General features: G+C 51.5%; 12 protein-coding genes and 1 pseudogene. 10 read left to right on the top strand and 3 right to left on the bottom strand.

What is annotated here, in order from left to right:
• Positions 1–29: 29 nt before the first annotated feature.
• The 3 genes and pseudogenes from yqaB to SYMBAF_RS18195 form a co-directional block, all read left to right on the top strand.
• Complete coding sequence (yqaB, locus tag SYMBAF_RS12910; RefSeq protein WP_040267039.1) at positions 30–596, top strand: fructose-1-phosphate/6-phosphogluconate phosphatase; 567 nt, start codon at positions 30–32, stop codon at positions 594–596.
• A 421-nt stretch (positions 597–1,017) separates the two neighbouring features.
• Complete coding sequence (gene gshA / locus SYMBAF_RS12905; protein WP_040267037.1) at positions 1,018–2,580, top strand: glutamate--cysteine ligase; 1,563 nt, start codon at positions 1,018–1,020, stop codon at positions 2,578–2,580.
• Positions 2,581–2,770: 190 nt separating this feature from the next.
• Positions 2,771–3,184: pseudogene (locus tag SYMBAF_RS18195) on the top strand (transposase); the annotation flags it as partial.
• An 18-nt stretch (positions 3,185–3,202) separates the two neighbouring features.
• Here the strand turns inward: SYMBAF_RS18195 and SYMBAF_RS12895 are convergent.
• Together SYMBAF_RS12895 and SYMBAF_RS12890 are read right to left on the bottom strand one after the other, a co-directional pair.
• Positions 3,203–4,492 carry an HlyC/CorC family transporter gene (locus SYMBAF_RS12895; RefSeq protein WP_040267034.1) on the bottom strand — a complete coding sequence of 430 codons (1,290 nt, stop codon included), beginning with the start codon at positions 4,490–4,492 and terminating at the stop codon, positions 3,203–3,205.
• A gap of 43 nt (positions 4,493–4,535) precedes the next feature.
• Positions 4,536–5,327, bottom strand: coding sequence for a cytochrome C assembly family protein (locus SYMBAF_RS12890; protein ID WP_040267117.1), 792 nt, complete (start codon positions 5,325–5,327; stop codon positions 4,536–4,538).
• 169 nt (positions 5,328–5,496) lie between these two features.
• On the opposite strand from SYMBAF_RS12890, the gene ffh reads away from it, so the two are divergent.
• From ffh to rplS, 5 genes are all read left to right on the top strand, one after another.
• On the top strand, positions 5,497–6,858 hold the full coding sequence (ffh, locus tag SYMBAF_RS12885; RefSeq protein ID WP_040267029.1) for a signal recognition particle protein: 1,362 nt from the start codon (positions 5,497–5,499) through the stop codon (positions 6,856–6,858).
• A gap of 215 nt (positions 6,859–7,073) precedes the next feature.
• Positions 7,074–7,322: a 30S ribosomal protein S16 gene (rpsP, locus tag SYMBAF_RS12880; RefSeq protein ID WP_006708249.1), complete on the top strand. Its 249-nt coding sequence runs from the start codon at positions 7,074–7,076 to the stop codon at positions 7,320–7,322.
• A gap of 18 nt (positions 7,323–7,340) precedes the next feature.
• Entirely contained in the window at positions 7,341–7,889 is a 549-nt protein-coding gene (gene rimM, locus SYMBAF_RS12875; RefSeq protein WP_040267027.1) for a ribosome maturation factor RimM, read from the top strand.
• 52 nt (positions 7,890–7,941) lie between these two features.
• On the top strand, positions 7,942–8,709 hold the full coding sequence (gene trmD / locus SYMBAF_RS12870) for a tRNA (guanosine(37)-N1)-methyltransferase TrmD (protein ID WP_040267026.1): 768 nt from the start codon (positions 7,942–7,944) through the stop codon (positions 8,707–8,709).
• 48 nt (positions 8,710–8,757) lie between these two features.
• Positions 8,758–9,105 (top strand): 50S ribosomal protein L19, encoded by a 348-nt coding sequence (gene rplS / locus SYMBAF_RS12865; protein WP_006708252.1) that lies wholly within the window; start codon positions 8,758–8,760, stop codon positions 9,103–9,105.
• 356 nt (positions 9,106–9,461) lie between these two features.
• Here the strand turns inward: rplS and SYMBAF_RS12860 are convergent, their stop codons facing one another.
• On the bottom strand, positions 9,462–10,226 hold the full coding sequence (locus tag SYMBAF_RS12860) for a DUF481 domain-containing protein (RefSeq protein ID WP_040267013.1): 765 nt from the start codon (positions 10,224–10,226) through the stop codon (positions 9,462–9,464).
• 468 nt (positions 10,227–10,694) lie between these two features.
• Between SYMBAF_RS12860 and SYMBAF_RS12855 the strand changes: the two genes are divergently transcribed.
• Together SYMBAF_RS12855 and tyrA are read left to right on the top strand one after the other, a co-directional pair.
• The gene (locus SYMBAF_RS12855; RefSeq protein WP_040267011.1) at positions 10,695–11,768 is read left to right on the top strand and encodes a 3-deoxy-7-phosphoheptulonate synthase; all 1,074 of its coding nucleotides are present in this window, start codon (positions 10,695–10,697) and stop codon (positions 11,766–11,768) included.
• A 6-nt stretch (positions 11,769–11,774) separates the two neighbouring features.
• The gene (gene tyrA / locus SYMBAF_RS12850; protein WP_040267010.1) at positions 11,775–12,896 is read left to right on the top strand and encodes a bifunctional chorismate mutase/prephenate dehydrogenase; all 1,122 of its coding nucleotides are present in this window, start codon (positions 11,775–11,777) and stop codon (positions 12,894–12,896) included.
• Positions 12,897–12,929: the final 33 nt, after the last annotated feature.

Raw genomic sequence — 12,929 nt, 5'->3', positions numbered from 1 at the left:
TCCTCAAAGATAACGATCATGGAGTAACGATGTACGACCGCTATCAAGGTCTTATTTTCGACATGGATGGCACCATCCTGGATACTGAACCGACACACCGCAAAGCGTGGCACGAGGTGATGTCTCGTTACGGTATGACGTTTGATGAGGCGGCAATGGTGGCGCTCAGTGGTTCTCCGAGCTGGCATATCGCCCAGGCGATTATCGCCAGCCATCAGGTCGATCTCGATCCCCATCATCTGGCCGCAGAGAAAACGCGCACGGTGGAGGCGATGCTGCTGGACAGTGTGCGACCATTGCCGCTGATCGATGTGGTGAAAGCCTATCATGGTCGCCGTCCGATGGCGGTAGGTACTGGCAGCGAACACCGCATGGCGGAAACCCTGCTGCGCCATCTGGGTTTATTCAACTACTTTGACGCGATCGTCGGTGCTGATGATGTGCAGCGTCATAAGCCGGAACCGGACACCTTCCTGAGCTGCGCTGAATTGATCGGTGTTCCTCCAGAAAAATGCGTCGTGTTTGAAGACGCTGACTTTGGCATTCAGGCGGCGAAAAGCGCCAAAATGGCTGTGGTAGACGTTCGTGAGCTGTAAGTGACTGTTTTTCGACAGCCGCTTCCTTGAGTGTGCCATTGCGGGGAAATTCAGACATTGTTTTGGTCGCTTTGTAGGCTAACAACTGCACCTCAGCGGAATGGCTGGTGTTGGTCGCGCGGACTGACCCATCCATTATAGGGTGCCTGTTACCAGCGTTGAAACCTCAACGGAGGGAGGCGATGTTTTAGCCGGCTGCGTTGAGCCGGTAGTAGGCAATTTGATGTGCATGTTGGCTACGCATGCCTTCAGGGGGCTGTCGTGCTGTTTCTGTGTATCGGAAAGACGCTGCGTTACATCATTTTGGCTTATGGTAACGGTACAAAGCATCGCCTGGTGGCATTAAACAAGTGGATACAATCAGTCTGGGGTACGAATTCAGTATGCTAACGAGTCATTATTTTAGAAACGGGAGGTCAATTTGATCCCGGACGTATCACAGGCGCTTTCTTGGTTGAAAGCCCATCCCCAAGCCTTAAAAGGCATCCGTCGCGGTATTGAACGTGAAACGCTGCGAGTCACCCCCAACGGTACGCTGGCTCTAACTGGGCATCCAGAAAATTTTGGGGCGGCATTAACGCACCACTGGATCACGACAGACTTTGCCGAGGCGATGTTAGAGTTCATTACGCCAGTTGATGACAACCTCGATCACTTGCTGACCTTCCTGCGTGATATCCATCGTTATGTGGCGCGTAATCTGGGCGAGGAGCGTATGTGGCCGCTCAGCATGCCATGCTTTATTGATGCCGACCAGGATATTGAGCTGGCGCAGTTCGGTTCGTCGAACATTGGCCGCATGAAGACACTGTATCGAGAAGGGCTGAAAAACCGCTATGGCGCGCTGATGCAGACCATCTCCGGTGTGCATTATAACTTCTCGCTGCCGCTAGCGTTCTGGCAGGCATGGGCAGGCGTGGAAGACGTGGAAAGTGGCAAAGCGCAGATCTCGGCGGGCTATTTCAGCCTGATCCGCAACTATTACCGTTTTGGCTGGGTGATCCCGTATCTGTTCGGTGCTTCACCGGCGATCTGTTCTTCTTTCTTGAAAAGTCGTGAAACCGATCTGGCGTTCGAATGCACCGAGCAGGGCATGTGTTATCTACCGTACGCCACCTCGCTGCGTTTGAGCGATCTTGGCTATACCAACAAGTCGCAGAGCAATTTGGGTATCAACTTTAACGATCTGCACAGTTATGTGGCAGGTCTGAAGCGAGCGATCGTTACGCCTTCAGAAACGTTCGCCAAGCTGGGGGTGAAGGAGGGTGATCGCTACTTACAACTGAACAGCAACGTGCTACAGATTGAAAATGAACTGTATGCGCCGATCCGGCCAAAGCGCGTAACCAATAGCGACGAGACGCCATCAGATGCGCTCTTGCGCGGTGGCATTGAATATATTGAGGTGCGCTCGCTGGACATCAACCCGTTCTCGCCAATCGGCGTGGACGCGGTGCAGGTGCGATTCTTGGATCTCTTCCTGATATGGTGCGTGCTGGTGGAAGCATCGGAGATGGGCAGCGCCGAGCTACTCTGTACCCGCAAAAACTGGAACCGGGTGATCCTGGAAGGGCGTAAACCCGGCCAGAGTATCGATATTGGCTGCGATGGCAGCCATGAACCGTTGGATAAGGTTGGCAAAGCGCTATTTGACGACCTGCGCCGCGTAGCGGAAGTGTTGGATGGAGAAGTTGGCGATCGGCAGTATCAGCAAGTTTGCGATGAGCTGGTCGCCGCGTTTGATAATCCGGAGCTGACTTTCTCGGCGCGCGTTCTGAAGGCGATGAAGGAAGAAAGCACTGGCTGCGTTGGTTTGCCGTTGGCGGAACAATACCACGAGATGTTGATTGAAGAGCCACTAGAAATTCTGAACGAAGCAGAGTTGGTCAAGGAGCAGGAAGCTTCATGGCAGCGTCAGCGCCACATAGAAGCTAGCGATACGCTAAGCTTTGAAGCATTTATGCAACAAAACGGCGGCAGTTGAAAAAGAAAAGGCCACGTCAACGTGGCCAAATTATGTATCTCTGATAATAAGGATGATGATAACAAATGCGCGTCTTTCACCTACTCAGACTCGCTGGGTTGGAAAAGGTTTCCTGATTAAATAAAAAAGTATCGAATAAAGGGAATGTTAAAAATTCTGTTTCATTCCAGTAAAATATCGATAAGAATGAATGACACCTGTCCCATCCGTCGATTTTGATGAAGCCCTGAAAGCCCTTCAGGATGGTCAGGCTCTGATAGGTAAAGATGGCATCTTTACCCTGCTGATCAAGCAGTTAATCGAAGTGCACTGGCTGATGAACTCGACTCTCATCTGGCTTGGGACGTTGAAGTCAACCGCAAAAAGGGGGCACTCAAAAAAACGGTCAAAACGCCAACCGGTGCCTTTGAACTGGCTACTCCCGGTGACCAAAATGGCTCTTTTGACCCTCATCTCGTGAAAAAACATCAGACCACGCTGTCTGATAAAATCGAACGCAGGATCATCCGGTATTTGCGTGCTGGGTATGAGCTACAAAGATATCAGCCAGGAAATCGAAGATTTATACGCATTTAGCGTCTCTAGCGCCACCCTCAGCGCCGTTCTAATTTATCGCTGCGGGTCAGTGGCTTTCTACACTGACTCTAAGTGGCTTGATCGGCTTCACACGCACCTGTTTGATCATATTGTCCTGCACGTCGAGGATCTCCATCTCGTAGTGACTTACGCGCACCTGGGTGCCGATTTCCGGGATCTCTTCCAACTCTTCTAGCAGCATGCCGTTGATGGTACGCGCTTCGATAGCCGGCAGGTTCCAGTTGAACGCCTTGTTCAGCTCACGTACGTTGGCGGTGCCGTCGATCAATACCGAGCCGTCGCTCTGTGGGTTGACCTCTTCCGCCAGCGTTGGCGACATTGAGGTGGTGAAATCGCCGACGATCTCTTCAAGGATATCCTCTACCGTCACCAGCCCCTGAATATCACCGTACTCGTCGACCACGATGCCGACCTTCTCCTTGTTGCGCTGGAATTTTACCAACTGTACATTGAGCGGCGTGCTTTTGGGTACAAAATAGATCTTATCGGCGGCGCGCAGCAGATTTTCTTTATTGAACTCTTTTTTCTCAGTCATCAGGCGGTAGGCTTCGCGCACCCGCAGCATGCCGATAGCATCATCCAGCGAGCTGCGGTACAGCACAATGCGGCCATGCGGCGAATGGGTGAGTTGGCGCATGATCGACTTCCAGTCGCCGTTGACATCGATACCGATGATCTCGTTGCGCGGTACCATGATGTCGTCAACTGTCACCTTTTCCAGATCCAGCACTGAAATCAGCATGTCCTGATTGCGGCGTGAAATCTGCGACTGGGATTCATTCACGATGGCGCGCAACTCGTCTTTACTGACAGCATCGCTGATGCGCACGTTGGTATGGATGCCAAACAGGCGCAGCACCAGGCTGGTTATGCCGTTAAGCAACCAAACTAGCGGGAACATCACCTTTTGCAATGGAGTGAGCAAAATGCTGCTGGTGAAGGCGATACGTTCCGGATAGAGTGCGGCGAAGGTTTTAGGTAACACTTCAGCGAATAGCAATATGGTAAAGGTCAGCACGCCGGTGGCGATCGCTACCCCAAGATCGCCATGCAACCGCATGCCAACGATAGTCGCTAGCGCTGAGGCGAGAATGTTCACCAGGTTATTGCCGATCAGCACCAGGCCGATCAGGCGATCCGGCTTTTGCAGCAGTTTCTCCACCCGACGGGCAGATTGGTTGCCCTGTTTGGCTCGGTGACGGAGGCGATAACGGTTGAGCGTCATCATGCCGGTTTCGGAAGCTGAGAAATAAGCGGAGACCACTATCATGGTTATCAGGATAATGATCAGGGTTCCTGTCGACACGTGCTCCAACGCGACATTCCTTATATTATGAGGGAAGATAGCCTCAGGCGGCTTAGCCTACCATGACCTGCTGAATCAGTCGGCTACCGAAGTAGGCGAGTGTCAGCAGAAAGGCCCCTGCAAAGCTGAACCAGACAACGCGACGACCACGCCAGCCTTCATGATAATGGCCCCACAGCAGAACGATGTACACAAACCACGCCATGATCGACAGCACGGCTTTATGCACGTTCTCTTTGCTGAATAGGTTATCCATATAAAGCAGGCCAGTGCATAGGGTAAGCGTCAACAGCACCACACCGACCTGGGTGATGTGGAACATTTTGCGTTCGATGCCCATCAGCGGCGGCATATCGGCGCTGAAGGTCAGCTTCTTGTTTTTCAATAAATAATCCAGCCAGGCAAGTTGTAACGCATACAACATGGCGATGATCAGTGTGGCGTAAGAGAACAACGCCAGGCCGATATGCGCCATCAACTCTGGGCTGGCTTCCAAATGAGTAATGAACTCACCGGGCATAAAACTGGCAAACGCCAGATTGATCATCGCAAAGCTGTAGACGATCGGCAGCAGGAACCAGCCACGACCACGGGAAGCGACAACGGTCATCATCGAGCAGATGATCAAGCTAACGATTGAACCGATATTCAGCAGGCTGAGGTTTTGCCCAGTGCTGACATCAAAAATGCGCTGCTGTAGCGCGATAGTGTGGCAGAGCAGTGCTACCACCGCTGAGACGAGAGCAAGTCGACGATATGCGCTGTTCCTTCGCAACAAGCTGGGGATGATCAGTCCAAGGCTGAATAGGTAGGCCATCAAAGCCACAATGGAGAAAACTAGCATAGCTTTTAATTTTGCTTCGGCGTGGTTAATTTGATTACCAGTATAGCGTTGCGCGCCCCGCACTCCAACCGATCTCCAACGCTGATGCAGAGATCCTGTGTGCTTCGTGTTATAATTGCCGCAATTATGCCGCTAGTGCGGCCTGTCATTACACGTTGAGTATGAGGCGATGTTTGAAAATTTAACCGATCGATTGTCGCGCACATTGCGCAATATTAGCGGCCGTGGGCGGCTAACCGAAGAGAATATCAAGGAAACCCTGCGTGAAGTGCGCATGGCGCTGCTAGAAGCAGACGTTGCGCTGCCAGTGGTTCGTGACTTTATCAATCGTGTAAAAGAAAGCGCCGTCGGCCATGAAGTCAACAAAAGCCTGACACCGGGTCAGGAGTTCGTCAAGATCGTCAAGAGTGAGCTGATTGCCGCGATGGGCGCAGTGAACACCGAGCTGAATCTGGCGGCTCAGCCACCAGCGGTGGTGCTGATGGCGGGTCTGCAAGGCGCGGGTAAAACCACAAGCGCAGCCAAGCTTGGCAAGTTTCTGAAAGAAAAACATAAGAAGAAAGTTCTGGTGGTGTCTGCGGACATTTATCGCCCTGCGGCAATCAAGCAATTGGAAGCACTGGCAGAAGGCGTTGGCATCGATTTCTTCCCCTCCGAGGTTAAAGAAAAACCGCTCGATATCGTCAATCGCGCGCTGCAACAGGCCAAATTGAAGTTTTACGATGTGTTGATCGTCGATACAGCCGGCCGTTTGCATGTTGACGAAGCGATGATGGACGAAATCAGGCAGGTACACGCAGCGATCAATCCGGTAGAAACCCTGTTTGTGGTTGACGCCATGACTGGTCAGGATGCCGCCAATACCGCAAAAGCCTTTAATGAAGCGCTGCCGCTGACTGGCGTGGTGCTAACCAAAGTTGATGGTGATGCGCGCGGCGGTGCAGCGCTTTCCATCCGCCACATTACCGGCAAGCCGATCAAATTCCTCGGCGTGGGCGAGAAAACCGAGGCGCTAGAGCCGTTTCACCCGGATCGCGTGGCGTCACGCATCCTGGGTATGGGCGATATGCTATCGCTGATCGAAGATATCGAAAGCAAAGTTGATCGTGAACAGGCGGAGAAACTGGCCAATAAGTTGAAAAAGGGCGACGGTTTTGACTTGACCGACTTCTTGGATCAACTCAAGCAGATGCGCAACATGGGCGGTATGGCCAGCATGCTGAGCAAACTGCCTGGTGCCGGTCAACTGCCGGACAACGTGAAGTCGCAGATGGACGACAAAGTCTTGGTGCGCATGGAGGCGATTATCAATTCGATGACGGTGAAAGAACGTGCCAAGCCGGAAATCATCAAAGGTTCGCGTAAGCGCCGCATCGCGATGGGTTCCGGCGTACAGGTGCAGGATGTTAACCGTTTGCTCAAGCAGTTTGACGAAATGCAGCGCATGATGAAGAAGATGAAAAAAGGCGGTATGGTGAAGATGATGCGTGGTATGAAAGGTATGATGATGCCGGGTTTCCCTGGCCGCTAGCAGGCATCTGCCCGCCAAAAGCGAGCGCATTCATCATTAGCTTCTCGCGCTGAAAACCGCCTGAAGCTTGATTGGCTGCTAAAATTGCCCCGCGCGATCTAAGCTTTAGATTGCTTTTTGCGCCAAAATGAGTAGAATTTTCGGGCTTTTTATATTGCAACCGGGCCCTGTCCCTCAATGGGGCCCGGCTGTTTTATTCACTTAAAGAGGATGTTATGGTAACAATTCGTTTGGCACGTGGCGGCGCAAAAAAGCGTCCGTTCTATCAAGTAGTAGTGACCGACAGTCGCAATGCGCGTGATGGTCGTTTCATTGAGCGCGTAGGCTTCTTCAACCCGATCGCAACTGGTCAGGCTGAAGCTCTGCGTCTGGATCTGGATCGTATCGAACATTGGATCGGCTTGGGTGCAACTGTCTCTGATCGCGTTCACGCGCTGATCAAAGACGCTAAGAAAGCAGCGTAATCTGTTGCGGTGGTGGCAATGAGCAAGCAACTTAAACCGGTAGCTCCTAAACAACCGATTGTACTCGGTAAAATGGGGTCTGCTTACGGCATCCGTGGTTGGCTCAAAGTGTTTTCATCCACCGAAAACGCCGAAAGCATTTTTGACTATCAGCCTTGGCTTATCCAGCAGGTGGGTCAGTGGCAGTTTGTCGAGTTGGAAGACTGGAAGCACCACAGTCAGGATTTGATCATTAAGATCAAAGGTATTGACGATCGGGACGCAGCGAGTTTGCTGACTCATTGTGAGATCATCGTAGATTCTGAGCAACTGCCTCCGCTGGAGGGGGATGATTATTACTGGAAAGACTTAATTGGCTGCCAGGTAGTCACCACCACAGGTTATGAACTGGGTAAAGTCATCGATATGATGGAAACCGGTTCTAACGATGTGATGGTTGTGAAAGCGAACCTGAAAGATGCGTTCGGCATGAAGGAGCGGTTGGTTCCGTTTCTTCACGGGCAGGTTATCAAGAAAGTCGATCTCACTGCTCAAGTGATTGAAGCAGATTGGGATCCGGGTTTTTGACTTCTGGATCACAAGGTCGAAGCAAGTGGAATAACAGTATGGGGATTGGCTGGTGTTCATTGGTGTTGTAAGCCTGTTTCCAGAAATGTTCCGCGCAATCACCGATTACGGAGTGACCGGCCGGGCAGTAAAAAGTGGCCTGCTGAGTGTGCAGTGTTGGAGTCCGCGTGATTTCACCTACGACCGGCATCGTACCGTGGACGATCGCCCATACGGCGGTGGCCCTGGGATGTTGATGATGGTACAACCCTTGCGGGAAGCCATTGATGCAGCAAAAGTAGCAGCAGGCGAGGGCGCCAAGGTGATTTATCTGTCGCCTCAGGGGCGCAAGTTGGATCAAACCGGCGTGTGCGAACTGGCGGCCAATCAGAAGATGATTCTGGTGTGTGGTCGCTACGAAGGGATAGATGAGCGCGTGATCCAAACCGAAATTGACGAAGAATGGTCAATCGGCGATTACGTACTCAGCGGCGGGGAATTGCCAGCAATGACCCTGATTGATTCAGTCGCCCGTTTCATACCGGGTGTGCTGGGGCATCAGGCCTCAGCGGAGGAAGACTCCTTCGCTGACGGATTACTGGATTGCCCGCACTATACCCGCCCAGAGGTGTTGGCAGGGATGGAAGTTCCGCCGGTTCTGCTGTCGGGAAACCATGTCGAGATACGTCGCTGGCGCTTAAAACAGTCGCTGGGCCGTACCTGGCTTAGAAGACCTGAGCTTCTAGAATGCCTAGCTCTGACTGACGAGCAAGCGGTGTTGCTGGCTGAGTTCCAACTGGAGCATCTGGCCAGACAACAGGAGTATGAAGGGAACGTCTGACATCAGGCGAAACCGATATATCAGTTTACCTAGGGTAAGAGACATATTATGAGCAACATTATTAAGCAACTTGAACAAGAGCAGATGAAGCAAGACGTACCCGCATTCCGTCCGGGTGACTCCGTGGAAGTTAAGGTATGGGTCGTTGAAGGTAGCAAAAAACGTCTGCAGGCATTCGAGGGCGTGGTTATCGCTATCCGTAGCCGCGGTCTGCATTCTGCATTCACTGTTCGTAAGATTTCCAACGGCGAAGGTGTTGAGCGAGTATTCCAGACTCACTCCCCAATAATCGACAGTATTACTGTTAAACGTCGTGGTGCCGTTCGTAAAGCCAAACTGTACTACCTGCGTAAGCGTACTGGTAAGGCGGCTCGTATCAAAGAGCGTCTTAACTAAGATACAGCTAACGCTGCATCCAAAAAATTATAATTATCATTGGCTTACCGTTTTGGTAAGCCTTTTTTGGTTTATCGCATTTTAGCGTGAACCCCAATTCTTTTTCTCATCCTATTGCTCATACCCTTCTCATCCAGCTTTAGGCAGAACCTTTTGTAACACCCCGCTGTCGCCGTTGCGGTTAGCAGAGCCATCTTGTAATAAGTCCTCTGGTGTAAATGGATCCTCCCAGGTTGCTGAAGCCCCCATTTTTTTATTGCGCGCCTGCCGAGGCAGCAAATTCTACCTCCACCCAATATGCGATCCTAATACACCACAAGCCTTTATGCCTGACATGAACCGATGGGTAGCAGAGATTATAGTCCGTAGACCAGCGTAACTGAGGTCGTGGTGTCGGTACTCTTAGGCGCTGATACCGGTGGTTTGCGATTATAAGTTATGGTGTAGGCCACGCGCAGTGATAATTTCTCGTTGATCGCCACGTTCAGGGCGGTTTCCGAGTTCAGTGTGATAGCTTCGTTTGTCAGCGCAGAAATACCCTGAGTGATTTTAGTGCTGTCGGTCAGTTGATATGAGTAGTTTGCTGCGCCATAAGCCAGTGCTTTGGTGGAACGGCCTCCGCCATGATATTCATCGTGACGCACACCGGGACCAAATTCTACTCGCAGGTCGCTGACTGGCCCATTCAAGATCTGATGACCATAACCGCCGGTTAGTATGGAGCGAGAATCGTAACCATTGAAACGGTCGCTCAGCCAACTGGCTTGGCCAAATAAGTAGTTGCGATCATTCAGGTTGTAACGGTTACGGCCGCCTGCCTGGTATTTTTCAGACGAGCGTACGTTGGAGGAAGTGGCATTGTTGGCTGCCCCCCACAAGCTGTAGGCTGCATCGTTGTCGAACCAGGTCATGTTGGTGCTGGCCAGTAGCCTGGAGTTTTGCGAGTTGCCAGACTGGGCGTTGTAACCGGCTTGGAAGTTACCTTCGAATGGTTTTTGGGCGGTGGCCGGGTCGTCCATCGCAGTAAAAAGTGTGTTGTCGGCAAGGGCTAAAGCACTGGTAAAAGTTGCCAAGCAGCAGATAAATAGCGGAATTGTACTGCGAACATGTGAAGCAAGCATTCTAGATCCAGATTGTTAAGAAGGTTATTGGTGATGACGACCAATTATATCGGCTCGCCATAGTGACAAAAAGAACTGAGTAAGCTTAATTTATCAACCTCATTTATTGGCTCTTCTGCTGATGAATTAATCCCCGCTGACAGCATAGCATGCTGAGCACTCTGAAGCTTTTATTAGGTATTTTGGCTGATTTTTGCTTCCAATTGCAATTGGGGATTCTACCCTGTAATTTTTGTGTACATAAATATTTGCACTTTTAGGTGTTTATGTTGGTTGAGGAAGGTTTGCGTCATTAATTAATTGTATGTGCTTTTACTGCTTGCATCTCTTAGCCTTTTTTTAATTCATGGTAGTAATACTTTGTTTACATATTTCGGATTTAAATCTTTACACTTCATGGTAAGCTAGGACTCTAGAACGCTCAATGTTCCATTTCAATGCAAAACGGCAAAAGACAGGAATAGAATCATGCAAAAAGACGGGCTCAATAATGTACATATTCGTGCAGAACAGGTCTTGATCACGCCGGAAGAACTGAAAAATCAATTTCCGCTCAGTGTCAATGATGAAAATGAAATCGCCAGCGCCCGCAAAATCATCGCCGATATTTTGCAGGGGCGCGATCACCGCCTGCTGGTGGTCTGTGGGCCATGCTCCATCCACGATCCGGATGCGGCGTTGGATTACGCCCGTCATTTGAAAACCCTGTCGGCTGAATTGAGCGATCAGCTATTTATCGTTATGCGTGTCTATTTTGAAAAGCCCAGAACCACTGTTGGGTGGAAGGGCTTGATCAACGATCCGTACATGGATGGTTCGTTTGATGTTGAGGCTGGTTTGCACATAGCGCGTCGCCTGCTGTTGGGTTTGGTGGGCATGGGGTTGCCGCTGGCGACCGAAGCGTTGGATCCGAACAGCCCACAATACCTGGGAGACCTGTTCAGTTGGTCGGCGATTGGTGCGCGTACCACCGAATCACAGACGCACCGTGAGATGGCTTCGGGTCTGTCGATGCCAGTCGGCTTCAAAAACGGCACAGACGGTAGCCTGGGAACCGCCATCAATGCCATGCGTGCCGCCGCTATGCCGCACCGTTTTGTCGGTATTAACCAGGCAGGGCAGGTATGCCTGCTGCAAACCCAGGGAAACCCGAATGGTCATGTGATCTTGCGCGGTGGCAAGACGCCAAACTACAGTGCCCAAGACGTCGCCGCCTGTGAAAAACAGATGCGGGATGCAGGACTCCACCCATCATTGATGATAGATTGCAGCCATGGCAACTCGAATAAAGATTATCGTCGTCAGCGGACGGTTGCCGAGTCGGTGGTTGAGCAGATCAAAGCGGGTAACCGCTCGATCACTGGCATCATGCTGGAAAGCCACCTGCATGAAGGCAACCAGTCTTCTGAACAACCGCGTACAAACATGCGTTATGGTATTTCCGTCACCGACGCATGCATTAACTGGGAGAGCACCGAGACCCTGCTGCGCCATATGCACAGGGAACTTGGTGCTGTGCTGACGGCCCGCATTGGAGAGTAGAGAGTTATGGTGGCTGAACTGACCGCGTTGCGCGATCAAATCGATGAGATAGACAAAGCACTACTGGAGTTGTTGGCGAAACGCCTGCATCTGGTGGCGGCAGTGGGTGAAGTGAAAAGCTGTCATGGGTTGCCGATATATGTGCCTGAACGTGAAGCGGCGATGCTGGCATCAAGCCGTAAAGAGGCGGAAAACATTGGTGTGCCGCCGGATCTGATCGAAGACGTGTTGCGCCGGGTGATGCGTGAGTCTTATGTCAGTGAAAATGACAAAGGCTTTAAAACCCTGCGGCCTGAACTGCGTCCTATCGTCATTATCGGTGGCAATGGTCAGATGGGGCGGGTATTTAACCGCCTGCTGACGTTGTCCGGCTATCAGGTCAAGGTGCTGGATCAGGGGGACTGGCCGCAGGCGGAGCAATTGCTGACGAATGCCGGCATGGTGATCGTCAGTGTGCCGATTCATGTTACCGAGCAGGTGATTAGTCGGCTGCCTGCGCTGCCGGACGACTGTATTCTGGTGGATCTGGCATCGGTAAAAAATCGCCCGTTGAATGCGATGTTGGCGGTGCACGGTGGCCCAGTGCTTGGGTTGCACCCGATGTTCGGCCCGGATGTGGGCAGTGTGGCTAAGCAGGTGGTAGTCTATTGCGATGGGCGCCAGCCGGAAGCCTATCAGTGGTTGTTGGAGCAACTGCAAGTGTGGGGCGCGCGTTTACACCGCATCAGTGCGCTGGAACATGACCAGAATATGGCATTTATCCAAGCGTTGCGCCATTTTACTACCTTTGCCTACGGGTTGCATTTGGCGGAAGAAAATGTTCAGTTGGAACAACTACTGGCACTTTCTTCACCGATTTATCGCTTGGAACTGGCGATGATTGGCCGACTGTTTGCGCAGGATCCGCAACTCTACGCCGACATCATCATGTCTTCGGAAGAGAATATCGCGCTGATTAAACGCTACTACCAGCGTTTCGGTGAGGCGATAAAGTTACTAGAGCATAATAACAAGCAGGCGTTTATTGAAAGCTTCCAAAAAGTGGCGCGCTGGTTCGGCATTTACGCCCAGCGCTTCTTGGTGGAGAGCCGCACATTATTGTGGCAGGTTAACGACAGCCGGAAGTAACATTAAAACAACAGGGTGTGGCCATCCCCCATT

The sequence above is a fragment of the Serratia symbiotica genome, from assembly GCF_000821185.2.
GTDB classification, from domain to species: domain Bacteria; phylum Pseudomonadota; class Gammaproteobacteria; order Enterobacterales; family Enterobacteriaceae; genus Serratia; species Serratia symbiotica.
Note: the sequence above shows the minus strand (reverse complement) of the source record. Positions and strands in the feature narration are given on the sequence as shown.